General features: G+C 34.8%; 24 protein-coding genes and 1 riboswitch. Of the genes, 1 reads left to right on the forward strand and 23 read right to left on the reverse strand.

Annotation, left to right across the window (positions count from 1 at the left end; genetic code table 11):
- Positions 1-65 precede the first annotated feature (65 nt).
- The 10 genes from BKP45_RS04225 to BKP45_RS04270 form a co-directional block, all read right to left on the reverse strand.
- Positions 66-1421 carry a TrkH family potassium uptake protein gene (locus tag BKP45_RS04225; RefSeq protein ID WP_071388480.1) on the reverse strand — a complete coding sequence of 452 codons (1356 nt, stop codon included), beginning with the start codon at positions 1419-1421 and terminating at the stop codon, positions 66-68.
- Between the two features lies 1 nt (position 1422).
- Positions 1423-2079 carry a potassium channel family protein gene (locus BKP45_RS04230; protein ID WP_071388481.1) on the reverse strand — a complete coding sequence of 219 codons (657 nt, stop codon included), beginning with the start codon at positions 2077-2079 and terminating at the stop codon, positions 1423-1425.
- Positions 2080-2157: 78 nt separating this feature from the next.
- A riboswitch (cyclic di-AMP (ydaO/yuaA leader) is annotated at positions 2158-2304 on the reverse strand.
- 187 nt (positions 2305-2491) lie between these two features.
- Entirely contained in the window at positions 2492-3514 is a 1023-nt protein-coding gene (locus BKP45_RS04235) for a potassium channel protein (protein ID WP_071388482.1), read from the reverse strand.
- A 96-nt stretch (positions 3515-3610) separates the two neighbouring features.
- Positions 3611-3850, reverse strand: coding sequence for a 30S ribosomal protein S18 (gene rpsR, locus BKP45_RS04240; RefSeq protein WP_245747403.1), 240 nt, complete (start codon positions 3848-3850; stop codon positions 3611-3613).
- Positions 3851-3937: 87 nt separating this feature from the next.
- The gene (gene ssb, locus BKP45_RS04245; protein ID WP_071388484.1) at positions 3938-4453 is read right to left on the reverse strand and encodes a single-stranded DNA-binding protein; all 516 of its coding nucleotides are present in this window, start codon (positions 4451-4453) and stop codon (positions 3938-3940) included.
- Between the two features lie 30 nt (positions 4454-4483).
- A complete protein-coding gene (rpsF, locus tag BKP45_RS04250; RefSeq protein ID WP_071388485.1) occupies positions 4484-4771 on the reverse strand; it encodes a 30S ribosomal protein S6 in 288 nt (95 codons plus the stop codon).
- A gap of 236 nt (positions 4772-5007) precedes the next feature.
- Positions 5008-6108: a redox-regulated ATPase YchF gene (ychF, locus tag BKP45_RS04255; protein ID WP_071388486.1), complete on the reverse strand. Its 1101-nt coding sequence runs from the start codon at positions 6106-6108 to the stop codon at positions 5008-5010.
- 281 nt (positions 6109-6389) lie between these two features.
- On the reverse strand, positions 6390-8384 hold the full coding sequence (locus BKP45_RS04260) for a molybdopterin-dependent oxidoreductase (protein WP_071388487.1): 1995 nt from the start codon (positions 8382-8384) through the stop codon (positions 6390-6392).
- A 38-nt stretch (positions 8385-8422) separates the two neighbouring features.
- Positions 8423-8623, reverse strand: a complete 201-nt coding sequence (locus tag BKP45_RS04265; protein WP_071307737.1) for a DUF951 domain-containing protein — start codon at positions 8621-8623, stop codon at positions 8423-8425.
- Positions 8624-8762: 139 nt separating this feature from the next.
- Positions 8763-9785 carry a YkvI family membrane protein gene (locus BKP45_RS04270; protein WP_071388488.1) on the reverse strand — a complete coding sequence of 341 codons (1023 nt, stop codon included), beginning with the start codon at positions 9783-9785 and terminating at the stop codon, positions 8763-8765.
- 99 nt (positions 9786-9884) lie between these two features.
- Between BKP45_RS04270 and yyaC the strand changes: the two genes are divergently transcribed.
- Positions 9885-10508 (forward strand): spore protease YyaC, encoded by a 624-nt coding sequence (yyaC, locus tag BKP45_RS04275; protein WP_071388489.1) that lies wholly within the window; start codon positions 9885-9887, stop codon positions 10506-10508.
- A 479-nt stretch (positions 10509-10987) separates the two neighbouring features.
- On the opposite strand, the gene BKP45_RS04280 is transcribed toward yyaC, so the two are convergent.
- The 13 genes from BKP45_RS04280 to rpmH all read right to left on the reverse strand — a co-directional run bounded on the left by BKP45_RS04280 (position 10988) and on the right by rpmH (position 23920).
- Positions 10988-11695: a DUF554 domain-containing protein gene (locus BKP45_RS04280; RefSeq protein ID WP_071388490.1), complete on the reverse strand. Its 708-nt coding sequence runs from the start codon at positions 11693-11695 to the stop codon at positions 10988-10990.
- Positions 11696-11705: 10 nt separating this feature from the next.
- Positions 11706-12866, reverse strand: a complete 1161-nt coding sequence (locus tag BKP45_RS04285) for an aminotransferase class V-fold PLP-dependent enzyme (protein ID WP_071388491.1) — start codon at positions 12864-12866, stop codon at positions 11706-11708.
- A gap of 139 nt (positions 12867-13005) precedes the next feature.
- Entirely contained in the window at positions 13006-13857 is an 852-nt protein-coding gene (locus BKP45_RS04290; protein WP_071388492.1) for a ParB/RepB/Spo0J family partition protein, read from the reverse strand.
- Entirely contained in the window at positions 13850-14611 is a 762-nt protein-coding gene (locus tag BKP45_RS04295) for a ParA family protein (protein WP_071388493.1), read from the reverse strand. The genes BKP45_RS04290 and BKP45_RS04295 overlap by 8 nt, the downstream gene beginning before the upstream one ends.
- 1003 nt (positions 14612-15614) lie before the next feature.
- Positions 15615-16481: a nucleoid occlusion protein gene (gene noc / locus BKP45_RS04300; protein ID WP_071388494.1), complete on the reverse strand. Its 867-nt coding sequence runs from the start codon at positions 16479-16481 to the stop codon at positions 15615-15617.
- A gap of 291 nt (positions 16482-16772) precedes the next feature.
- Positions 16773-17489 (reverse strand): 16S rRNA (guanine(527)-N(7))-methyltransferase RsmG, encoded by a 717-nt coding sequence (rsmG, locus tag BKP45_RS04305; protein ID WP_071388495.1) that lies wholly within the window; start codon positions 17487-17489, stop codon positions 16773-16775.
- Complete coding sequence (mnmG, locus tag BKP45_RS04310) at positions 17482-19383, reverse strand: tRNA uridine-5-carboxymethylaminomethyl(34) synthesis enzyme MnmG (RefSeq protein WP_071388496.1); 1902 nt, start codon at positions 19381-19383, stop codon at positions 17482-17484. Before mnmG ends, rsmG begins: the two co-directional genes overlap by 8 nt.
- A gap of 79 nt (positions 19384-19462) precedes the next feature.
- On the reverse strand, positions 19463-20839 hold the full coding sequence (mnmE, locus tag BKP45_RS04315) for a tRNA uridine-5-carboxymethylaminomethyl(34) synthesis GTPase MnmE (protein ID WP_071388497.1): 1377 nt from the start codon (positions 20837-20839) through the stop codon (positions 19463-19465).
- A 547-nt stretch (positions 20840-21386) separates the two neighbouring features.
- A complete protein-coding gene (gene jag, locus BKP45_RS04320) occupies positions 21387-22010 on the reverse strand; it encodes an RNA-binding cell elongation regulator Jag/EloR (protein ID WP_071388498.1) in 624 nt (207 codons plus the stop codon).
- Positions 22007-22780 carry a YidC family membrane integrase SpoIIIJ gene (spoIIIJ, locus tag BKP45_RS04325; RefSeq protein WP_071388499.1) on the reverse strand — a complete coding sequence of 258 codons (774 nt, stop codon included), beginning with the start codon at positions 22778-22780 and terminating at the stop codon, positions 22007-22009. The genes jag and spoIIIJ overlap by 4 nt, the downstream gene beginning before the upstream one ends.
- A 155-nt stretch (positions 22781-22935) precedes the next feature.
- Positions 22936-23160: a membrane protein insertion efficiency factor YidD gene (gene yidD, locus BKP45_RS21425; RefSeq protein WP_211272950.1), complete on the reverse strand. Its 225-nt coding sequence runs from the start codon at positions 23158-23160 to the stop codon at positions 22936-22938.
- A 13-nt stretch (positions 23161-23173) separates the two neighbouring features.
- A complete protein-coding gene (rnpA, locus tag BKP45_RS04330; RefSeq protein WP_071307724.1) occupies positions 23174-23524 on the reverse strand; it encodes a ribonuclease P protein component in 351 nt (116 codons plus the stop codon).
- A 258-nt stretch (positions 23525-23782) separates the two neighbouring features.
- Positions 23783-23920, reverse strand: coding sequence for a 50S ribosomal protein L34 (gene rpmH, locus BKP45_RS04335; RefSeq protein ID WP_071307723.1), 138 nt, complete (start codon positions 23918-23920; stop codon positions 23783-23785).
- Positions 23921-24522 lie beyond the last annotated feature (602 nt).

Genomic DNA, 24522 nt, shown 5'->3' on the forward strand with positions numbered 1-24522 from the left:
TTTTTATTGTCTCTCTTATTTTAAACATAATTTCGTTTTGAAAGAATATAAAAATCTAAATGTTTTTACCCGATAATTACTTTTTCCTTAGGATAATGATAACGCTCAGTAGTTTCTGTTCCTCTCATTATAAATAGAAATGAGAAAATACCAATTCTACCAATAAACATCAGTATAATAATGACTTGTTTTCCAAGAACGCTTAGCTCAGGAGTAATTCCCATTGATAATCCTGTTGTTCCAAAAGCTGAAGTAACTTCAAAAATAATATGCATTAACGGAAACGGTTCATATGCAGCTAAAATAATAATTGATAGCCCGCAAATAAAAGTAGCAACACAAATCACTACAAACGATTTTAAAATGTCTTCTTGGTCTAGTTCTCTATGAAATATTTTTACGGATTGTTTTCCACGAGCAAAAGAAAATATAGCTAACAATATAATAGCAAATGTCGTTGTACGAATTCCACCACCTACACTACTTGGAGAAGCTCCTACAAACATGAGGAAACTTAACATCAGCTGTGTTGCAACGGAAAATTCACTAACATCCATAGTCGCTAATCCACCATTTCTAGTCGTAACAGATTGAAAGAGAGAATAAAAAAACTTCTCATGCCATGATTTATCTAATAAAAAATTTGACCAATCAAAAAGTAAAATAAAAAACATACCGAAAAATATTAAACTAAAAAAAGTAATCGTCGTTATTTTCGTAAATAATGAAAAACCGAACTTTTTCTTATTTCTTTTTGCCTTGATAAAATCCTTTACTTCAACTAATACTGGAAAACCAATAGCACCAAGAGTGAGAAGAACAATATTAACGCTTTGAACAAAATAATCGTTAGCAAATGGAACTAATGACTCCCCAGTAATGTCAAACCCAGCATTTGTTGTAGCACTAACTGCTGCAAAAAAACCTTGGAGAAAAGCTTCTTGCCATGTTGAAAAATAAGTGAGGTAATATACCCCTAATATAATTGTACCAATTAATTCAATGAATAAAATGAGTTTTAAAATTTCTTTCATTAATATTACTAAGCCTGAAAATGTTGCCCTATTTTGATCGGTCATAATTAAATGACGTTCTCTTAATCCAATCCTTTTCCCTAAAATAAGCCAAATAAATGTTCCAAGAGTCATAATACCGATACCACCAAATTGAAGCACAAACGCTAAAATGAATGTACCAGGAACACTAAACGTATCCGCTGTTGAAACAACGGTTAAACCAGTCACACTAACTGCACTAACTGCAGTAAATATTGTATCAATAAGACTTAACTCTACCCCTGGTTTTTGAACAATAGGTAAACGAAATAAGATCGTAGCGGTAAAAACGGCCCCGAGGTAAAACAAAACAATCATCTGTACAGAGGTTAGCCGAATGTTTAATCCTTTTTTATGAGTAAACATTTTATAAGCCCTCTTCTTCAAATCGTTTTAAATCATTATTTTCCCCTACTATAATAATAATATCTTTTTCAATAACCATTTGATCCGGAGTTGGAGAAACAATGACCTCGTCCCCTCTTTTTAAACCTAAGATTGTACAGCCAAATTTTGCTCGAATATTAAGTTGGGCAATTGTTCGTTGTGAAACCTTTTCAGTTGCCATCAGTTCAACGATGCTGTACTCAGGTGACAGTTCAATATAGTCAATGATCTTTTCTGAAACTAAATAATGAGCTACTCTAATACCCATGTCATGTTCTGGGTGAATAATACGATCAGCACCAATTTTCTCAACGACTTTATGGTGGTATTGATTTTGAGCCTTTACCCAAACTTGCTTAATATTTAGTTCTTTTAAAAGTAACGTACATAAAATACTCGCTTGAATATTATCGCCGATTGCTACAATAACATGTTCAAAATTTCTAATTCCTAATGAAGTTAAGGTATTTTCATCGGTACCATTTGCAACAACTGCATGTGTTGACGTTTGAGCATAATTATTAACTCTTTCTTCATTTATATCTATTGCAAGAACTTCATGACCCATTTTATATAATTCTTTACATACACTCCCACCAAAACGCCCTAGACCAATCACCGCAAATTGCTTTTTCATAGTAAAACTCCCTTTATTCAATTATCATAAAACAAAAAAAGACCATTACAAAGAATGATCAATAGTGAATCTATTTGACCTTCCTTCTTCAAACGCTTACGAGGTTAGCTGTCGGGTTAGGGACTAAGAAGTATCCCTTCTTACAAGGTAAGATTCACCCCAAAAAGTCATGAACTGACTGGTAATGGTTCCCCCGCTCAATAGTTGATTTAGCGATTTATAGGTTTATGATATGTAAATTTACTCCTTACCTTACTTTTTGTCAATACATTTTTTCTAGTAATCAAACTGATTTGAACTTAAGTGTCATAGCCCCCACCTCTAAGCGTAGCGTAGGTGGGAACTTCCATTCAGGTGGAGTTGAGACTCCATCTGAATTTCCGATGTTTTAGCGAAGCTAGAACGAGTTCCCTTATTGAGTAACCTTTTGATATGTATCCTTACTACAAATAATAAAAAACTCAGCATCAGTCGGTATCATTTCATCTAGCTTTGTTAGTATACTAAAATCGTTACGGTCTGCAAGTAAGTTTGCCCCTTCTTTTTTTAAATCCTCAAAAGCATCATTATAAGTTTTCCACTGTGCTCGTTTTTTTATCTTCCATAGGTCTACATCGTTTTTACTACTTAATAATTTCATGATAAGCTTCCCAGACCCTTTATGAACAGCTGACTTAGCCATAAGATCCGAAAGGGCTTCATCAGCTAAAATAAATTCGTCCACATTGGCATGTTCAAAATTTGGAATATGCTTCTCTTTTAATATCTCTACAATTGTATAGATTTCTTTGTTTATTTCAGTTGCATAACTCTCAATTGAAGAAACAATAATTAACGACTTACCATCTGCTGCAATTGGATCTAGTTCATTTGCACGTGTAAAAATTAATACAGATTTTGCATCGCGAATGTTAGCTTTTTCTAAAATATACTTTTCGGTTGCATCTCCATGAACAAAAAATACACTCTCATCTTCAAGGGGGGATTTTTTTGCATAATCTATTAAAACAAAGGTTGCCTTTTCATCAATCTGTTTTATTTCTTTTATAGCATGGTTAGCTTTATTTGACCAACCGATAATTACATAATGCCCTTTCCCCTTAAAGGTCAATTTACCTTCCTCCTTCAACTTCCGATATACACTAAATCCTTCAACAATCTTTCCAATTACAATTCCAATTAATCCAATGCCAAAAAAGTATAAGAATAATCCAAAAAGTCTTCCTTGTGTAGTTTGAGGTACAAAATCTCCATAACCTGTCGTAGTTACTGTTGTCATTACATACCAAAAAGCAATAAAAGGGGTTTGGAATGTTTCGGGTTCTAGCCACCAAGTAAAAAAAGAACTAAATACTAAAAAAATAATCGTCACTAATATTAATGTTACCTTTCTTATTTTCACAACAATCTTCATTAGTTCAAAAATCATTAACATGGACTTTCTCCCCCTCTCTTTGATTATTCCCTTTCCATCCTTTAAATATAAAAAAGGCACAGTAGATTGATCTCTACTGTGCCTTTTTATTATATGTTATTCACCACTAACGTACGGTAATAAAGCGATTTGACGTGCACGCTTAATTGCAGTCGTTAATTGACGTTGGTACTTAGCAGAAGTTCCAGTTACACGACGAGGTAAAATTTTACCACGCTCAGAAATGAAACGCTTAAGTAGGTCAACGTTTTTGTAGTCGATTTTCGTGATTTTGTTTACTGTAAAGTAACATACTTTACGGCGTTTCGCACCACGGCCACCACGACGTCCTCCCATTGCCATTCAAAAAACCTCCTTTACTTAGAAATTTTATATTCGCACAAAGGGTTAATCCCTAAATAGTTTATTTAGAAAGCCAATGATCTAAAATGGTAAATCATCATCTGAGATGTCAATTGGCTTGCCATCACTAGCAAATGGATCATCAGAAAATGACTGACTACGCCCTTGATTTTGATTCTGGTTATTATTCGGATATCCACCTTGATTCGGAGTACCATAATAGTCTCCACCACCTTGGTTTCCACCAAATCCAGAAGAACCACTCGCACCACCAGAACCCTTTGATTCTAAAAATTGAACAGTGTCTGCGACAACTTCCGTAATGAAAACTTTCTTACCTTCGTTGTTTTCATAATTACGAGTTTGCAGTCGACCGTCAATTCCAGCTAAACTTCCCTTACGTAAATAGTTAGCAACATTTTCTGCTTGTTTGCGCCAAATTACTACGTTAATAAAGTCAGCCTCTCTATTGCCTTGTTGGTTTGAAAACGGTCGATTAACAGCAAGTGTAATACTTGCCACCGCGATTCCGTTTGGCGTATATCTGAGTTCCGGATCTCTTGTTAGACGGCCTACTAGAACGACACGATTAAGCATCAGAACCCCTCCCCATTTCCACTAGTTCTATTATTCTTCGTTCTTTGTAATAAGTACGCGAATTACATCTTCGTTAATTTTTGTTAAACGATCGAATTCTGCGATTGCTGTTGGCTCAGCAGTTACGTTTAGTAATACATAGAATCCTTCACGGAAGTCTTCAATCTCATATGCTAAACGACGCTTACCCATTTCTTCCACCTTATCAAGAGTAGCACCGTTATCAGTTAATACGTTGTTAAAACGCTCGATAACTTCTTTCATTGCAGCCTCTTCCAAGTTTGGACGAATAATGTACATGATTTCATATTTACGCATTTGTACGTCACCTCCTTTTGGTCTAACGGCCCCTCATATTTCCGAGGAGCAAGGGGCAAGTAATAACATTTCCTAAAGTCATTTACTCGCATTTATCGATTATAGCAGAAACATCGCTACAAAACAAGCCTCTTCTTCATTAAACAAAATACCAAATTTTTATAGTCGTTTTCTCCTCCGTTTATTAAGGAGAAAAATTTTAATAACTTTATTCAACATCTAAACTCTCTTCGAACTTAAACGTTAAATCTAAAGTGAATGACATCACCATCAGCTACGACATATTCTTTACCTTCAAGTCTAACTTTTCCTTTTTCTTTAGCAACTGCATGCGACCCAGCTTCAACTAAATCATCATAGGCTACCACTTCAGCTCGAATAAATCCACGTTCAAAGTCAGAATGTATAACTCCAGCAGCTTGTGGTGCTTTCGTTCCTTGACGGATTGTCCATGCACGAACTTCTTGAACACCAGCTGTAAAATATGTTGATAAGCCTAATAAATGATACGCAGCTTTTATTAACTGATCTAAACCAGATTCCTTAATCCCTAACTCTTCAAGGAACATGGCTTTTTCATCAGCATCTAGTTCAGAAATTTCTTCTTCAATTTTTGCACAAACTACGATTACCTCAGCATTTTCACCAGCTGCAAAATCTCTAACTTTTTGAACTAATGGGTTATCGTCTGCATCTAACAATCCGTCCTCGTTTACATTAGCTACATACAATACAGGCTTCATTGTTAACAAGTGCATGCCTTGTACAATTTTTTTCTGCTCATCAGTTAAATCAACACTTCGAGCTGGCTTTTCATTTTCAAATGCTTCTTTCAATAAGATTAAAATATCGTACTCTGCTATTGCATCTTTATCTTTTTGCTTCATTAATTTTTCAACGCGACTAATACGCTTGTCCACTGATTCTAAATCAGCAAGAATTAATTCAAGATTAATAACTTCAATGTCACGAATTGGATCAACGCTTCCTGACACATGAGTAATATTTTCATCTTCAAAACAACGAACAACATGAGAGATTGCATCTACTTGACGAATGTGTGATAAAAATTTATTTCCAAGTCCTTCCCCCTTACTTGCTCCTTCAACAATTCCAGCTATATCCGTAAATTCAAATGCTGTCGGCACCACTTTCTTTGGTTGAACAAGTTCTGTTAACTTTGTTAAACGATGATCTGGTACCTCAACAATTCCAACGTTTGGATCAATTGTACAAAATGGATAGTTTGCCGATTCAATACCTGCTTGAGTTATTGCATTAAATAATGTAGATTTACCTACATTAGGTAAACCAACAATTCCAGTTGTTAAAGCCATCTTCTAGTACACTTCCTTTATAAAATTAATAAAAACTGTGCTGCAAAATTGACAATTTATTATTACCTTATCGAATACTTTTTGATTTTCACTTTTTCCTAAAATAAAAGAATTTTCTCAACCTCACAATTATATTGATTACAAAGGGAAAAAACAAGCTTTGTTAAGCTTGTTTTCCCATAGTCGTCATTGTTTTCTAGATTATGAGAAAATCAAGAAAAATTTTATCCCACTCTTAAGGGACAGTAAGCCCCCCACTGATTGAAGTTCAGCTTTATGAGTTAAGTTATCGAATCAACTTTTCTCAAACTTACTAAGCAATCATATTGAATACCACCTAGTCCAATTTGTGATTGACCTGAATTTGTCAGAATATTAACCGTACCACCAAATGACTTCCATCTTCCTTCATCAATATTAATTGTATCTGCATGAGATTTTGGTGTTATTTTTACAAACCCTTCAATTTGTCCCCTGTCATTAAATACGATAACCTTATCTCGATCTTTTAACACGTGTTCATTAGCGATTACTTCAGATATTTCAACGACTACTTTGTCGTCATTAAGAAGATGAAAATGTTGAGAATGATTCGATCTCGAGGGATGTTTTGATACTAAATGGTAAGGGTGCTTTTCTTTTTCAACTTCTAATGGATATTGAAAAGTTAACCTACCATCATAACCTTCCCTAGTAGCCATATTAGAGGTAAATTCATATTTTCCACTTGGTGTTTTAAAGCGAAAATCCTTCCATGGCACGTCCGGAATTGGTAGCTTTATAAACCCTTCTTTTTTTATTCGCTCTAAAGTAATCCCTTCTTTAACGAGAGATTTTAAACCGATAGATAAAAACTCATCACCACTATAAGCAAAATCTTTACCGAAACCTAACCGTTTAGCTAACTCTGTCCAAATCCAACGATCAGACTTTGATTCTCCTTTTGGTGAAACGAGCTTCGGTCCATAATTGACATAGCTATGATACATCGATGCATAATATATATCCTCTTCTTCAAAGACAGTTGTACACGGTAAAACATAATCAGCGAACTCAGCTGTATCTGTCATATACTGATCAATGACCACAATTGTATCAATCGATAAAAAAGCTTTCTCTACTTGATTGGTGTCCGGTAATTGAGTGACCGGATTTCCTCTAGTAACAATAGCCATACGAATTGGTACACCTTCATTAGACAAGATTTTCTCTGCTTGATTCATTCTTGTAAACGTTCGTTTTTCTACTTTTTTGTCAGCTAAAGTTAAAGCATCCAATGAAAATGATTGTCCGACACTAAGGTTTCCGTAATTAGCACCACCACCAGAAATCCCTATGTTTCCACTTACTGCAACTAATGCATCTATTAATCTAATTGTATGTCCACCATTTGCATATCTTTGTAAACCTAAACCTAAATATGTTGATGTAGGACCCTGAGAGTATTGTTTAGCTAGTAACGTAATCATATCCTTCTTCACTGATGTTTCTTCAACAATTTCATCTAAAGAATATTCGTCTAGTGTTCTCATAAAGTCGTTAAACCCATATGAATAATTTTCTATAAAGCTCCTATTTAGTACATTTAACCTTTGTAGCTCTTTTATAATTCCAATTGCTAATAATCCATCCATGCCTGGACGTATCGATACATATGTATCAGCAATTTGGGCTGTTTTATGAAATAACGGGTCAATAACCGTTATATGAATTCCTCTTTTTTTTGCTTCTAACAAATGAGCAAACAAGTGAATATTTGTACTCGCTGCATTTCTTCCCCAAATAATCACATGTTTACTATTAAATAAATCTTCTGGAGCATGACTTTCGCTATTGCCAAAATCCCAAGTTTGCGCCTCAATCCCAGCTCCCCAACATAAACTACCGACTACTTCTGTTAAACCACCATAACAAGTAAAAAATCGTTGATCTAAATTTTTTAGTAGCCCATTGTTTGAATAATCGTGACTATGAAGGACAGCTGTCGGCCCATAAGTTTCTTTTATGGAATGTAATTTTTCTGCTATTTCATCCAAGGCTTGTTGCCAAGAAATTTCTTTAAACTTACCCAATTCTTTTTTCAACGGTTTTGTTAGTCTCAAAGGAGAGTTCGTTCGTGCTTCTAACATCCTTCCTCTACTACAAATTTTCCCTTTTGTAATTGGGTGGTCTTTATTTCCATCGACTTTAACAACAAGATCATTTTCAACCGTAACACGAAAACTACATGCATCCCAACAATTAAGGGGACAGGCTGATTTGTGTGTCTCCTTCAACGTAACCTCTCCCAACTAAATTATTTCTTAAAATACTATTATTCAGAATGCTTTTCTAAAATCTTTTTTAACTTCCTTGTAAACTCTTTTCTTGGTATTAATACACTGTGATCACAGCCTAAACACTTTATTCGAATATCCATCCCTAATCGAATAATTTTCCATCGATTTTCTCCACAAGGATGAGGCTTCTTCATCTCAACAACATCATTAAGCCCAAATTGTTTTTGATTCTCCATTTAACACCCTCACTCCATTCTTAACAAAATCTATCTCTAAGCATTATAATCTATTCGTCATTATACAATACTATTTATTTTTCTACATTACTATTTATATAAAGGCAAATAGGAGAACACACTACGTGTTCCCCTAGAATTAGGTAACATTTGAATATTTTTTTACGATTGGGTAAAGAAGAATTGATGCTAATATATATAAATTTAATATTCCATAAAGTGGATATAATACTGCTATTAACGTAGAAAAACCAATCGTTGTTAAAGGAATCATGGTTAATAGGATCATTAATGCAAGCGTCCAAAGTGGAACTGAAACGTATTTTCTAAACCTTGTTGTTAACCCGAAAACCCCAGATGCCGCTGTTGTATAGATAGCTACCCATAACAGAAAAGACATAACTAATACCATATAATATGGGTAGTGTTTCAAAATTGCAAATAAAGGAATTTCATAAAACATAATATCGTGCGCTACTTTTATTAGTGATTCATTATATAAAAAAGAAATCCCCCCTAGTACCACCCCACTACCTATACTCGCAATCCAAACTTCACCCTTTGTTTTTATTTCCTTTCCTATCCCTGCCAAAACTGCAACTAAAGGTAATATATTCAATGCAGTAAATGTAAAGGCGGCTGGCCAATTTCTTTGTTCATAAATAGTAAAATTAATTGAAAAACCATCTAGCATTTGAAACGAAAATAGAATAACAATTAAAAATGTAATTAAGACTGGTATGATAAATGAGTTCATCGATGTGATTCCCTTTGTATCCCAAACAAATAAAAGGACTAACAAACCAGCAATAATAATAATTCCAACCCAATATGGAAAGTTTAATACTTCTAGTGTTGCCCCTCCTCCAGCAAGCATGATCACCGTGGTAGAAAATAAATATAAAATAATCATGTAATCATACAAACTAGTTAACTTCTTTCCCATAAGTAATTGCAATACAGGTATATAATGTATCGTCTTTTGGCTATAGCATATACTCATTATTACAGCACAGCATATACTAAATAAAAATGTAAATAGAATGATAGCCACTCCACTCTCGTTGCCAAAAAACTCCCACAATTCTCTTCCAGAAGCATATCCTGCGCCAATCATTGTTCCTATTATTAAAAACATCCATTTTAGTCCAGCCTTAATCATTAAAACGCATCCTTTCAGCGGTTTATTTTATAAGTAATGTATAGAAAGGAGAAAAAATTCGTATACTGTATACTACTATATAAGATGGGAGAGCATAGGATGATTACACGTAACTTCTTTAAAAAGAAGCAATTACCTTTTCGAGTTCATATCGATGAAAAAAATGCAGCCCATGACTTTGCTAATCAAATTCTACACTTGCTACCAAAACTATCAAACAGAGATCTTGTTATCGTATGTATTGGGACTGATAGATCAACTGGCGATTCACTAGGACCTTTAATAGGTTCAAAGCTTATAGAAAATAAAACAACCTCCTTTTATATTTACGGTACATTAGAAGACCCTGTTCACGCAGTTAATCTAGAAGAAAAAGTTGCTCAAATTTTCGAAAAGCACGATAACCCATTTGTGATCGGTATCGATGCTTGCCTAGGACGTTCAAGCAGTGTTGGAATTATGTCAATTGATGAAGGTCCAGTAAAGCCTGGAGCTGCAGTTAATAAAAAACTACCACCAATTGGAGACATTCACATAACCGGCATTGTTAATGTTGCGGGATTTATGGAATATATGGTTCTTCAAAACACACGTCTACATTTTGTTATTAAGTTAGCTAGCAAAATTGCTGAGAGTATTGTCATTGCCGACCAACGATTAAATAAAGAAAGACAGCGTTCATTCTTAGATAAAGGAAAATCATCTTTGTTTACTAACAATTAGTAAACAAAGATTTGCCTCTACAGTTATTCTTTCATTAGATCAAACAAGAAAAGTGCCAACGCCTTGGTCACGAGTTGGAACTAGGCATCCTTCAACTTCACAATTTTTATATTTTCTTACCTTCCAATCAAGAAAAGCGCAAGCGCCTTGGTCACGAGCAGCTACTCCTGTGCCACTCCGTTTGCTCGTCGCAAAGCCGCTCTTTGGCTTCCGAAAAGACCTAAAGTGACCGAGTTCGTAGGCGCTGAAGCTGGACAGTTTCCAAGTTAGAAATTTATAAATTCTGATTATGAAAAAGGACAACTCACTACATGTATATGTAGTGGTTGTCTTTTTTTATTCTTACTATCTTTTATTCGTTTTAAAAACTAAAATATTTACTTACCAAAAGTTATAGTATCTAGTAACCTATTAGTTTGGTTATTATATATTAATTGAATTCATAGTTATCAAACAACCTACTATCGAAGTAACAATATCTATATTTTAAAAAAGTTTAAGATTGTTACAATAATTGCTACAACAATAATTGCTGGCAATAAATTTGCAACTCGTATTTTAGTTATCCCTAGAATATTTAACCCTATCGCTAAGATCATTATCCCACCAGTCGCAGTCATTTCTACAATAAACATGTCCATTAAATCTTGTGAAACCATGTGCACAATTTGAGTTGCTAAAACGGCAATTGTCCCTTGATAAACCATAACTGGAATTGCTGAAAATAACACTCCAATACCGAGTGTACTCGTAAATAATATGGCAGAAAAACCATCGAGCATCGATTTCGTATATAAAACAGCATGATCATTTCTTAACCCACCGTCTAGTGCACCTACAATCGCCATAGCTCCAACCACATAAATTAAAGTTGCTGTAACAAAACCCTTCGCAAATGAGCCCTCTTCTTTTGCACCAGTTTTCATTTCCAACCATTTCCCTAAGCGATTTAATTTATCCTCAAGGTCCCACCGTTCTCCTAGAATCGCACCTATCGATAAACTCCCTATCACAATTAAAAAGTTTTCACTCTTCAAACCCATTCCAACCCCAATTATGATGACAGCTAAAGCTATTGCTTGCATTACCGTTACTTTTACACGCTCAGGAATATTTCTAAGTTGTGTTCCAATTAAAGAGCCAACAATAATAACCAAACCATTAACAACTGTTCCTAATAAAGCCATTTTCTTTCTCCTATCCGACTAAACCCTCTTTTATCTCTTTAATCATTTCTATCCAACTATCGATTTCTTCAACAGTATTGTAAAGACCAAAACTTGCTCGTAATGTTCCCCCAGCTAACGTACCTAACGTCTGATGTGCTAGAGGTGTACAATGCAGCCCTGCTCTTAACGCTACTTGATAGTGTTGATCAAAAATCATCGCTATCTCTTGAGCATCCGTCCCATCTATGACAAATGGTATAACAGCTAGCCTCTCTTTATGACTATCTGGACCAAACACCGTTACTCCATCTAACGTTACCAATTTATCTAATGCATATTTCGTTAAACGCCATTCATGTTTATAGATATTTTCAATTCCTACTTTATTCACTTCATCGATTCCGGCTGATAAACCTGCGATTGCCGGGGTATTCAGTGTACCACTTTCATACCGATATGGAGTTTCGTTAGGTTGGTCATCATTTTCAGATTGACTACCAGTACCACCATGAATAAGTGGAACTAATTCTGTACCTTTTTTTACAATTAATCCCCCCGTCCCTTGTGGGCCTAATAAACCTTTATGGCCTGGAAAGGCTAACATATCAATATGCATTTCTTCCATATTTATCGGAATAACCCCGGCAGTTTGAGCTGCATCAACCAAAAATGTTATTCCCTTTTCAAAACAAACTGAGCCAAGCATTTCAACTGGGAAAATAGCTCCAGTTAAATTAGAGCCGTGACTTGAAACGACTAACCTTGTTTCAGGAGTAATCTCTTTTAATAATTGCTCTTTAGCGATACCTCCGTTGTGGTCACTTTCTAAATAGGTGATCGTAATACCAACTTCCCTTTTTAAAAACTCTAAAGGACGTCTTACTGAATTATGCTCATACGTTGTCGAAATAACATGATCACCCTTTTTTAAACCTAAACCTTTAATAGCTTGATTTAATGCATGAGTAGTATTTTGACAAAAAATTACGTTATTGGGATCCCTTTCACCAAATAGTTTTGCAACTTTCACTCTTGTTTCATAAATGATTGAAGCTGCTTTATTTGCCAACTGGTGCCCCCCTCTTCCTGGATTAGCACCATATTCATTTATTGCTTTTGCAACAGCAAGAGCTACTGAAGCAGGTTTTGGAAATGAAGAAGCTGCCTGGTCAAAGTAAATGATTGTCACCTTTACCCCTCCTTTTTATTAAGTTTCCTTTCAAATAAAGAGGTAGACCTAATCGGTCATACCTCTAAAATAGTTTTGGTGAAATAAAACTTTTAGACACAAATAACAACTCTATTTCTGCGTCTATTAAAAATGCGTTTTATTCATGACCTTCAATTAATGATAAAATCCTTTCCAAATCATCTTCGGAAAAAAATTGAATTTCAATCTTCCCTTTTTTCTTGTTTTTCTTAATAGTTACAGATGTACCGAAACGTTCTCTTAAAAATTCTTCTTTTTCTTTTATGAAAACTGAAGGCTCATCTTTTTTTCGCTTTGTTTCACGTGAAACATTTTCATTTAAGTTTTGAATCAATTGTTCAAGTTGTCGAACATTTAGGCCTTCATCTATTACTTTCTTTAATAACAAGGGTAATTTTTCCTTATTTTTTAAACCTAATAGAGCTCGTCCATGCCCCATCGAAAGTTGCCCTTCTTCTACTAAATTTTGAATCTCTACAGGTAACTGCAATAAGCGAAGATGATTAGCAACATGGGGACGGCTTTTACCAACTCTAGTTGCTAGTTGTTCTTGAGTTACATTTAAATGTTTCATTAATTTATCGTAAGCAACAGCTTCTTCTATTGGGTTCAAATCTTCCCTTTGAAGGTTTTCGATTAATGCAAATTCCATCATTTTATCTTCAGTTAATTCTTTGATAATTACTGGGATTTTCTCTAATCCAGCTTCTACAGCTGCACGATAACGACGTTCACCAACGACTATTTCATACCCTTTAATACTTTTTCTCACTAATAAAGGTTGCAGTATGCCGTGGTTTATAATAGATTCTTTCAACTCCGTAATTGACTCTTCAGAAAAAAACTTACGAGGTTGATATGGATTCGCTCTCAAATCTTTTAAGGGGATTTCTTTTACTTCTTCTTTTTTTTCATCGCCTGCTTCTGGAAAAAAGGCTTGGATGCCTTTTCCTAAACCACCTTTAGCCATTTACCATCACTTCCTTTGCCAAATCTATATATACTTCTGCACCTCTAGATTTCGGATCATAAGTGATAATTGGTTGTCCATGACTTGGCGCTTCACTTAAACGTACATTTCTTGGAATAATTGTTTGAAACACCTTTTCCCTGAAGTACTTCTTTACTTCATCAATAACTTGAATACCTAAATTCGTTCTAGCATCAAGCATTGTTAATAATACACCTTCAATTTCTAAGTCCGTATTTAAATGTTTTTGAACTAACCTAACTGTGTTTAATAATTGACTTAACCCTTCAAGTGCATAGTACTCACATTGAACTGGAATCAAAACAGAACTTGCAGCTGTTAAAGAATTTATCGTAAGTAATCCTAAAGATGGTGGACAATCAATGATAATAAAATCATAATCTTGTTCAACAGACTCTAGCGCTCTTCTCAAACGTACTTCCCTTGATATAGTTGGAACTAGTTCGATTTCAGCGCCAGCTAACTGAATAGTTGATGGAATAATATGTAGTCCTTCTACTATTGTTTTAACGATCGCATCCTTTGGATTTATATCTTCGACTAAGATGTTATAAATACAATGTTCAACATCACCCTTATCAATGCCAATACCACTTGTTGTATTTCCTTGGGGATCAACGTCAATTAAAAGTACTCTTTTTCCTAAAGAAGCAAGGCAAGCACTTAAATTAACAGCAGTGGTTGTTTTACCAACTCCACCTTTTTGATTTGCAATAGCTATTACTTTCCCCATTTTTACACCTACCTCACATATCTTAATACCTACAAACATTCAACTATTGATGTTAATCAGAAAAGTTCAACTTTTCATCAATACCTAAACTCGAAAAACGTCCTTTTATGAAGAAACATCTTAAGGGAAAACTTAAATTGAGATTTTTTTAGCAGAAGAATAGAGAACCCTTTTCTCCATTATCTCTTGGCTTAGCACTAGGGGTAAGCCTATACTTTTTATACCGAAAAAACGAAGCTTAACTTTAATCTGTAGGATATTTTTCTTCCTGATTGAAAGTTAAACTTATCCGACCATAAGGATTCCACCCTAAATAACAAATTACTTTCTCTTAATTTTCACAGTAGTTTGCTAGACCTTAAGAGTAGGATAAACCTAAAAAATTACAATTGAAGTTGCACTTTTTTATTTTATCATGAAAATCTAAAAGTAAGTTGTTTTTTTAGACAAAAAAAAATAAATATGAACAAAATACTATTTTTTTCTATACTAATTTTTCTAAATATCTTCATGCTTCCGAAAGTACAATAAAAAACAAGAAAAGCGCAAGCGCCTTGGTCACGAGCAGCTGCTCCTGTGCCACTCCGTTTGCTCGTCGCAAAGCCGCTTCGTAGTAATCCAAGTAGTAGCTTCACTGGGGCGGCCTTTGACAGAAGCTGCTCTTTGGCTTCTTACGTGCTTCTGCGTCTTCAAGTACTGCTTCGTAGTAAGCTTCCTCGAAGCAAAGCAGCATGAAGCTAATCAACGAAGGATTTCAAGAGGTAATTGAAGTCAGTTGCTTGCCTGAAGTGACCGAGCTCGTAGGCCCTGAAGCTAGACAGTTTCCAAATTAATTTATAAATTCCGATTATGTTAAATAAACACGCGCCCACAAAAAATGACCCAAACGAAAACAAACCTTCTTTCTCAGCTATTTAATGATAAAAAAACATATAGTTAACAGTTTTTAGGATCAAGTAAATAACTTTAAAATGAAGCTCTACTTCAGTTGAGTCACCTTTTATTACTTTTTAGGTATTCTAATTGTAAATTGATAAAACTCTTCATGTTCTTCTTCATCTGTATCAATAGATAAACCACTTTTCACTACCATATCAACAGATTGACGAATCGTATTCATTGCCAATCGCATATCTCGTGAAAATGCTTTTCGTGTAGGTTTCTTCTTTTTCACAGAACCTTCTAATACTTTTTTGACAAGTTCTTCTGTTTGCTTAACATTTAAATTTTTATCAATTACTTCCTGTAATACCTTTTCTTGAACTTCTACAATCTTTAATGAGATAAGTGCTCTAGCATGTCGTTCTGTAATTGAACGAGTTAAAATTGCTTCTTGAACTTTTTCAGGCAGTTGTAATAATCGAAGTTTATTAGCAATCGTTGACTGACCTTTTCCAAGTCGTTGCGCCAAGCTTTCTTGTGTCAAACCATGTAATTCTAGTAATTTAGCGTACGCAACTGCTTCTTCAATAGCAGTTAAACCTTCACGCTGTAAGTTTTCTATTAAGGCAACAGATGCAGTTTGTGAATCGTTAAATTCTTTCACAATAGCGGGAATACGTTCCCAACCTAATTTGGTAACTGCTCTCCAACGACGCTCGCCAGCTATAATCTCGAATTTACCATCTCTCTGACGAACAACAATCGGCTGAATAACACCATGAGTTCTTATTGTTTGCGCCAATTCATCAATACGTTCATCAATAAAAACAGTACGTGGTTGGAAACGATTCGGTATAATATCCTTAACTAGAATTTGTTTAACCTCTTCATTCTCACTAATCTCTTCAATTTCCTCTATTTTCTCTACTTGTTCAATCATTTCTTCGCTCTTTTCATTAAAACCGAACAGGCGCGAAAACGGCTTCATCTCGACACCACCTCTTGAAAACTACCTATCTATGCATATTCTAGATTAGAGATAGGAATTCCTTCTTTTCCTTTTATATTACCATGATAAATAACAATTGAGTAGCGTAGTTAGACAATAATCATCATAGTTCTATTAAAATATGAAATTAAAAGTTGTGTTATTTCTTACCTCGGAATAAGAATGTTTCACGTGAAACATTCTTATTATAATTCATCCTACTCCCCAATAGGTTATCTCCTCTCAAAAACGTATTAAGAGGAATTATAGAAAAACTAATTGAACTCCTACTTATTGTAAAGGTTGCTTACTTGGCGTTCCTGGTTTTCTTGGATATTGCTTTGGTGTTGCCTTCCTTTTTTCTATAAAAACAAAGTGTCTAGTACTTTCTTCAAAAGGTAATAATAAACTTTCATTTGCGATAACTTCACCACCAAGTGTCGCAAATGCTTTCTTTGCATCTGTAATTTCATTAACTACTTCGGGTCCTTTCATAGCCAAAAAGGAACCACCAACTTTAGCTAACGGTAGACAAAGTTCTGCTAATACTGGCATTCTTGCCACTGCTCTAGCGATAACTAAATCATACTTTTCACGATGCTCTTTCTTTTTAGCAAATGTTTCAGCACGATCATGGAAAAGCGAAACATCTGATAGACCTAAAGAATTAACTAAATGCTGTAAAAATGAAATCCGTTTATTTAAAGAGTCAACAATTGTTACCTTCAAATGCGGAAAACAAATCTTTATCGGAATACTAGGGAATCCTGCTCCTGCACCTACATCAACTACATGAAGAGGTTTTGAAAAATCTTGATAAAACGCTGCACTAATCGAATCATAAAAATGTTTTAAATAAACCCCATCTTCGTCAGTGATTGCTGTTAAATTCATTTTATTATTCCATTCAACCAACTCTTGAAAATAAGTATTAAATTGCTCCATTTGCGTATCATTAAGAGAAATTCCCTTTTCCTCAAGCATGGAATGAAATTGTTTTTTATTCATGGGCACCACTTTCTTTCGTTCTTTGTAATTTCCCTTGCTCTAAATAAATTAATAAAATAGAAATATCGGCCGGATTAACACCCGATACCCTTGAAGCTTGTCCTACTGATAAAGGTCTTACTTCACTTAGTTTTTGGCGAGCTTCTGTTGCAAGACCTGAAATAGCATTATAATCGAGGTTTTCCGGTATTTTCTTATCATCCATTTTTCTCATTCGTTCAATTTGCTGTACTTGTTTCTCAATGTATCCAGCATATTTTATTTGAATTTCAACTTGTTCCGCCACTTCAGTGGAAACCTCTTGTTCACTTGGGAAGAGGTTTTCAATAAATGCATAAGTGATTTCAGGTCGCTTCAATAAAACTGACGCTTTAAAGCCATCTTGCAGCGGCGAAGAACCTATTTCAATTAATGCATCTTGCACTTCCTTCGTTGGTCTAACGGTAATTTGCTCAAGTCTTTCAATTTCCGATTTAATTGCAGCTTTTTTCTTAATAAAACGTTGGTATCTTTCTTCAGGTATAAGCCCTACTTTATATCCAATTTCAGTAAGTCTTAAGTCTGCATTATCGTGCCGTAAAACTAAACGATGTTCTGCTCTTGAAGTAAGCAGTCGATAAGGTTCATTTGTTCCTTTTGTAACTAGGTCATCTACTAAAACACCAATATAAGCTTCCGATCGATCTAAAATAATCGGTTCTCTTCCAGAGGATTTTAGTGCAGCATTAATTCCTGCAAATAAGCCTTGACCTGCAGCTTCCTCGTAGCCCGATGTCCCATTTATTTGTCCTGCAGTAAATAGGTTTTCTACTAACTTTGTTTCTAGCGTTGGCCAAAGTTGAGTAGGTACAACGGCATCATATTCAATTGCATAGCCAGGACGCATCATTTTTACATTTTCTAAACCTTTTAATGTTTTCAACATATCTAATTGTACTTCTTCTGGTAAACTCGTTGAAAAACCTTGAACGTATACTTCCGAAGTATTTCTTCCTTCAGGCTCAAGAAAAATCTGATGTCTCGGTTTATCACTGAAACGCACAATTTTATCTTCAATAGATGGACAGTATCTCGGACCCGTTCCTTCGATAACCCCTGAGTACATCGGTGAACGATGTAAATTTTGGTTAATGATTTCATGTGTTTTGTCAGTCGTATAAGTTAGCCAACATGGCAGTTGGTCTAAATGAAATTCCTTTGTTTCATATGAAAAAGCACGCGGAACGTCATCTCCAGGTTGAATCTCAGTTACACTATAGTCGATCGTGTCTCCTTGCACTCGAGGTGGTGTTCCTGTTTTGAATCTCACTAAATTAAACCCATGCTCTTTCAAATCATAGGCTAAGTTTACAGATGGTTGTTGGTTATTCGGTCCACTTTCATAAGCTAAATCACCAAGAATGATTTTCCCACGTAAATACGTTCCTGTTGTAATGATGACTGCTTTCGCTTTATAAGTTGCGCCTGTATTTGTAACTACTCCCCTACATACTCCATCCTCAACAATTAGTTTTTCAACCATACCTTGGCGAAGTAATAAGTTTTCTTGTTCTTCGATCGTTTTTTTCATTTCATGTTGATACAAAAACTTATCCGCTTGAGCGCGCAGCGCACGTACAGCTGGACCTTTCCCTGTATTTAACATCCTCATTTGAATATGGGTTTTATCAATATTTCTTCCCATTTCACCACCAAGGGCGTCTATTTCTCTTACTACTATCCCCTTTGCCGGACCACCAACTGACGGATTACATGGCATATAGGCAACTGCATCTAAATTTAACGTTAATATCAACGTATTAGCGCCCATTCTAGCTGCTGCAAGTCCTGCTTCAACACCAGCATGGCCTGCACCAACGACAATGACATCAAACTCTCCCGCTTGATATTGCATGTTTTTTCCTCCTATTTCAAATAAAAATGTAGTACTTCCGTGCAGCTTTCATTCAAAGAAAGCTGCTGTATATCAACACTTATTTCCCTAAGCAAAACTGTGAAAATAGCTGATCAATTAGACTTTCAGAAACTGTATCTCCAATAATCTCCCCTAATATTTCCCACGTTCTTGTAATATCAATTTGAACCATATCAATCGGTACATCGGATTCAAGTGCAAAAATTGCATCTTCAATCGTTTGCTTCGCTTGATGTAAAAGCGCAATATGTCTCGAATTAGATACGTACGTTAAATCTCCACCTTCAAGATTACCTTGAAAGAATAACTTAGAAATTGCCTCTTCTAAATCATCAATTCCTTGGTCTTCTACTAACGAGGTAGTAACAATAGGTCTTCCACTCGCTAACTCTTCAACTTTAGTCATATCAATTTTCTGTGGAATATCTGTCTTGTTAACAATAATAATTGCATCCATTCCTTCAACTATTTGAAACAAACTTTCATCTTCGTTCGATAACGGTTCCCCAAAATTTAAAACGAGTAATACTAATTCTGCTTCCTTTACTACTTGCCTTGAACGTTCAACACCAATTTTCTCAACGATGTCTTCAGTTTCTCTAATACCAGCTGTATCTAGCAAACGTAATGGCACACCTCTTATGTTGACATATTCCTCTATAACGTCTCTTGTTGTTCCTGGAATATCTGTTACAATTGCCTTTGTTTCATGGACAAGACTGTTAAGTAATGAAGACTTACCTACATTAGGTCGACCAATAATCACTGTGGACAACCCTTCTCTTAATATCTTCCCTTGCTCAGCAGTACCTAATATTTTATCTATTTCACTACTTACGTATCGAGCTTTTTCTTTGAGAAGTTGATTTGTCATTTCTTCAGCATCATACTCAGGATAATCAATATTTACCTCGACGTGTGCAACTGTTTCTAATAATGCTTGTCTTAACTTTTGGATTTTTGTCGAAAGGCGCCCTTCCACTTGTCCAATTGCGACGTTCATTGCTTTATCTGTTTTTGCTCGAATTAAGTCGATGACACCTTCTGCTTGTGAAAGGTCAATTCTCCCATTTAAAAAGGCTCGCTTCGTAAACTCACCTGGTTCAGCTAGACGAGCTCCACTCCGTAAAACTTGTTGAAGTACCCGGTTAACTGAAACTAAACCACCATGACAATTAATTTCGACAATATTTTCTCTCGTAAACGTTCGAGGTGCTTTTAATACGGTTACCATCACTTCGTCAATTACTTGATTAGTGTTTTGATCAATAATGTGACCATAATGAATCGTATGACTTTCTACCTCAACTAGAGATTTTCTACCTTTATATATTTTATCAACGACTTTTATCGCATCTTCACCACTTATTCGAACAATAGCTATTGCTCCTTCACCCATTGCTGTTGATATTGCAGTAATTGTATCAAACTCCATCTTTGTCACCTCTTACTTATCCATTGATCCTTTTATATGTACTTACATCTCTAACTAAAAAGAATACCACAGTATTTCTTTAATAAAAAGATTTTCCAATTTCTCTATCTTCATCTATTGTCCCCGTTTTTAGTAATAGTCAACCACAAAACATATCCACAACTATAATCCTTAAAAATTATTTTACCAGATATCCAACTTTTCCACATGTGAATAACTATTTTATTTTTTTCGCACAGCAACTTTTAAAGCGCTGTGGATATTTTTTACTACAATTAAACCAACGCCTGTATGGTTCTGCGTAAACTTTAAAAACCTCTGAGGTTATCGAATCAAAACAAAACAAAACTTTAATAAATTTCGTCTATCCTTACTCATGATGACTACGTATTTTCTTTTACTTCTCCCTCTTAAGACGTTAAATAAAACGCAGTTTAACGTTTGGTAATATAGAATCTAATAAAAACTTTTCAATATCACGCTTACCATACAAAAAAGCCCATACTAGTGGTCATCCACTAGTATGGGCTTTTTACACTCTTTTCTACTACATTTTAGCTGGAGCGACAACAATTCTGCGGTTCGGTTCTACTCCCTCAGAATAAGTCTTCACACCTTTTATATCTTGAAGAGCTGTATGAATAATTTTTCTTTCCAATGCATTCATCGGTTCTAAAATAACTTCTTTTCTTGTTCTAACCGCTTTATTTCCTAAGCGTTTTGCTAACTGCTCAAGTGATTCTTTTCTACGGTCACGATAATTTTCAGCATCTAAAACAATTCGGAGATATTGTTCTGAGTATCGATTAGCTACGAGATTCACTAAGTATTGTAATGAATCAAGAGTTTGACCTCTCTTTCCAATTAACACACCTAGTCCTGCACCTTTTAAGTCAAACAAGATTCCATCTTTTGTTTCACGTTGTTCTACTTCAATTGTCACACCCATATTAGCTGTTACATCTTGTAGAAATTTAATCGCTTCCTCTGCTGCATCAGGTTTAATTTCCACTTCAACGACTGCTGGCTTTGTACCAATTAAACCTAGAAAACCTTTTTGAGGTTCTTCTAGAACTTGTATAGAGACTCTTTCTCTCGTTGTTTTTAATTGTGCAATTGCAGATTGGACAGCTTCATCAACAGTTTTACCCGAAACAGTTATTTTCTTCACTTTTTCTTCGCTCCCCCTGTTTTAGCCCCAGCAACTTTCCCAACATTAGGACCAGTAATAAAGTACGTTTGAACAATCATAAAGATGTTACCAACTACCCAGTAAAGCGCAAGCGCTGATGGGAAAAATGCGGCAAATGCAATAATCATAATCGGCATTATATATAGTAACGCTTTCATCTGTGGGTTATTTTCGATCATCATCATCTTTTGTTGAATAAACGTTGTCGCACCGGCAACTAACGGTAAAATATAAAATGGATCTGGTGCACCTAAGCTAAACCAAAGAAAACTATGCTCTGCAATCTCACCTGTACGAATAATTGCATGATAAAAAGCAAATAAAATTGGCATTTGAACAAATATAGGTAAACATCCAGCTAGTGGATTTACGTTGTGTTCTTGGAATAATTTCATTGTTTCTTGTTGTAACTTTTGTTGTGTTTTTTGATCTTTCGCACTATATTTTTCTCTTAATTCTTTCATATGCGGTTGCAATGCTTGCATTGCTTTTGAACTCTTCGTTTGTTTAATCATTAATGGTAAAATTAATATACGAATCAAAATCGTTACAATAATAATCGATAATCCATAGTTGTTATTAAAGAATACTGCTACTTCTTTAACTAACCATGATAATGGATAAACAAAATAACTTTCCCAGATACCAGTTTTATTCTCTGCTGTAATCGGCACCTCTAAATTTCCACATCCAACAGCTAATAGAACAAAACCTAGTAGTAATGCGGCTAAACCGAATTTTTTCTTCACTACAATTTCCTCCCTGGACTCCAACAAATTAAGTATATTTATATAAAACAGCCAAAGTAAATATAGCGTGTTTCACCAAAAAGTTTCATAAATTAAAGATACCTAAAATCTACCAATGAAACAAGCCTATTTATTGTTTCTTTGACCCTTTTCAATTATTTATCTTTTTTATCAGGTACTGGATCAATTCCACCTGGATGAAAAGGATGGCATTTACTAATACGCTTAATAGTTAACCAACAGCCTTTGAATGGCCCAAAACGTTTGATAGCTTCTAATCCATAGTGAGAGCATGTTGGATAAAACCGACACGTCGGCAAAGTGAATCTTGATATGTATCTTTGGTAAAATAATATCATCCCTATCAACATACCTTTGATCAACCTCAAAACTTTACTCACCCTTCTTTTTAAATGCATAGCCCCGGAAAAAGACATGCGATATACTCTTCTTCATTTCATGAAAATCCATTTCAACACAAGGCTTTCTAGCAATTAGCAAGTAATCACATGACTGTTTGAGGTCATTTGAAAGTTGGAAAACACTTTCCCTCATTAATCGTTTAATTCGATTTCTTGTTACTGCATTACCTAACTTTTTGCTAACAGACACTCCTAACCTTAAATGAGCTTGGTCCTTTTTTTCAAGTATATATAAAACAAATTGTCTATTGGCAACAGATTTTCCTTCTTTAAAAATTAGAGAAATTTCTTCATTTTTTTTAACACGATACTCTTTTTTCATCCATTATACCCCATCAAAATTTTCAATTCCCTTCTTTAATTAAGTAAAGAGTTATTAGAACATCTATAGTTTCATCATATCTAATATAGGGAATTCTAAACAATTTAATTAAGAAATTAAAGTATTATTGAGAAAAACTCGGCCTTTAGTCAAGCATTAACTAAACACCAAGTCTTTCTCAATCTATGTCGCATTATTTTCCACATTTATTTTAATTTTAATGTAAAAAGTGAAAAAAGACCACTGACAACCAGTGGCCTATGCAGACAATACTTTTCTTCCTTTACGACGACGACGAGCTAAAACTTTACGGCCATTCGCAGTACTCATTCGCGCACGGAAACCGTGTACTTTTTTACGCTTACGATTATTTGGTTGGAAAGTTGGTTTTCCCATTTATTACACCTCCCTCGAGGAATTACTCAGTATAAGACAGTCTTGTAAATTATAAGGACTATACCCCCTAATTGTCAAGTCCCCTTAAGATATAACACTACAATGTAAATTTTTCTATTTCCTAGATTGATTCTAATACTTCCAACCGATCTAACAAAAAATATCACTTAGATAATATTCGACATAAACTATCACTCATTCAAAAACCATGAATTTATATTTACATTTCTACTTTTCAGTCTGTGGATATCTTTTATGACATTTTCTCCCCCTCTTCCCCACTTATCGACATAATTCACACAGCATCTTGTGTTGTGGAAAACTTTTAAACACAAGGGGTTGAGTATTGTGGATAAGTGTTTAAAAACCATTGCTTACTAAGGTTTTTTTTGATATTATAGTTATGTTTTCACTCGTGGATAAAAAAACAAACCCTAAAGTTTTCCACAGCCTGTGCATAAAGTTGTGGACACTTTTCCGAAGGTGTTAATTGCTTGTCCACAGCATTGTTTATATACTTGAATTCTACACTTTTCTACTATAATATATAAATTTCCACAATGGATGTTAATTAAATAATTATTCATTCGCATTCACTCGGG

It is taken from the genome of Anaerobacillus alkalidiazotrophicus, from assembly GCF_001866055.1.

Bases quoted from the DNA above. Each gene is read 5' to 3' on its own strand.
- BKP45_RS04225 (WP_071388480.1), bottom strand. From the start codon at position 1,421: ATGTTTACTCATAAAAAAGGATTAAACATTCGGCTAACCTCTGTACAG.
- BKP45_RS04230 (WP_071388481.1), bottom strand. From the start codon at position 2,079: ATGAAAAAGCAATTTGCGGTGATTGGTCTAGGGCGTTTTGGTGGGAGT.
- BKP45_RS04235 (WP_071388482.1), bottom strand. From the start codon at position 3,514: ATGTTAATGATTTTTGAACTAATGAAGATTGTTGTGAAAATAAGAAAG.
- rpsR (WP_245747403.1), bottom strand. From the start codon at position 3,850: ATGGGAGGACGTCGTGGTGGCCGTGGTGCGAAACGCCGTAAAGTATGT.
- ssb (WP_071388484.1), bottom strand. From the start codon at position 4,453: ATGCTTAATCGTGTCGTTCTAGTAGGCCGTCTAACAAGAGATCCGGAA.
- rpsF (WP_071388485.1), bottom strand. From the start codon at position 4,771: ATGCGTAAATATGAAATCATGTACATTATTCGTCCAAACTTGGAAGAG.
- ychF (WP_071388486.1), bottom strand. From the start codon at position 6,108: ATGGCTTTAACAACTGGAATTGTTGGTTTACCTAATGTAGGTAAATCT.
- BKP45_RS04265 (WP_071307737.1), bottom strand. From the start codon at position 8,623: ATGGAGAATCAAAAACAATTTGGGCTTAATGATGTTGTTGAGATGAAG.
- BKP45_RS04270 (WP_071388488.1), bottom strand. From the start codon at position 9,785: ATGATTAAGGCTGGACTAAAATGGATGTTTTTAATAATAGGAACAATG.
- yyaC (WP_071388489.1), top strand. From the start codon at position 9,885: ATGATTACACGTAACTTCTTTAAAAAGAAGCAATTACCTTTTCGAGTT.
- BKP45_RS04280 (WP_071388490.1), bottom strand. From the start codon at position 11,695: ATGGCTTTATTAGGAACAGTTGTTAATGGTTTGGTTATTATTGTTGGC.
- BKP45_RS04290 (WP_071388492.1), bottom strand. From the start codon at position 13,857: ATGGCTAAAGGTGGTTTAGGAAAAGGCATCCAAGCCTTTTTTCCAGAA.
- BKP45_RS04295 (WP_071388493.1), bottom strand. From the start codon at position 14,611: ATGGGGAAAGTAATAGCTATTGCAAATCAAAAAGGTGGAGTTGGTAAA.
- noc (WP_071388494.1), bottom strand. From the start codon at position 16,481: ATGAAGCCGTTTTCGCGCCTGTTCGGTTTTAATGAAAAGAGCGAAGAA.
- rsmG (WP_071388495.1), bottom strand. From the start codon at position 17,489: ATGAATAAAAAACAATTTCATTCCATGCTTGAGGAAAAGGGAATTTCT.
- mnmG (WP_071388496.1), bottom strand. From the start codon at position 19,383: ATGCAATATCAAGCGGGAGAGTTTGATGTCATTGTCGTTGGTGCAGGC.
- mnmE (WP_071388497.1), bottom strand. From the start codon at position 20,839: ATGGAGTTTGATACAATTACTGCAATATCAACAGCAATGGGTGAAGGA.
- rnpA (WP_071307724.1), bottom strand. From the start codon at position 23,524: ATGAAAAAAGAGTATCGTGTTAAAAAAAATGAAGAAATTTCTCTAATT.
- rpmH (WP_071307723.1), bottom strand. From the start codon at position 23,920: ATGGGAAAACCAACTTTCCAACCAAATAATCGTAAGCGTAAAAAAGTA.